This window comes from Pseudomonas sp. SHLD1 (assembly GCF_028640935.1).
Classification (GTDB): domain Bacteria; phylum Pseudomonadota; class Gammaproteobacteria; order Pseudomonadales; family Pseudomonadaceae; genus Chryseomonas; species Chryseomonas aestiva.
Genome location: NZ_JAQZAD010000012.1, coordinates 1 through 257, shown reverse-complemented (window position 1 = coordinate 257; position 257 = coordinate 1). Strand labels below are relative to the sequence as shown.

The window sequence follows — 257 nt, the reverse complement described above, 5'->3', positions numbered from 1 at the left end:
CGATGCATCGTTTCACTTCTGAGTTCGGGAAGGGATCAGGTGGTTCCAATGCTCTATGTTCGTCAAGCAATTCGGTTGGCTGACCAGGCGCTGCTGCATGCCTGGCTGGCCCAATTGGGTCTGTGATCGAAGTAGACAACTCGTCTTGGGTCTTGCGAACCCACGCACCGTTTTCGGCGTCGTCTTCCTCACGCTCTGACCGCGGTCAGATTGTTTGGGTGTTATATGGTCAAGCCTCACGGGCAATTAGTATCGGT

1 rRNA gene is annotated in these 257 nt (G+C 54.1%); it reads right to left on the bottom strand.

Annotated elements, in window-relative coordinates:
* Positions 1-67, bottom strand: a 5S ribosomal RNA gene (rrf, locus tag PVZ77_RS05520); the annotation flags it as partial.
* Positions 68-257 lie beyond the last annotated feature (190 nt).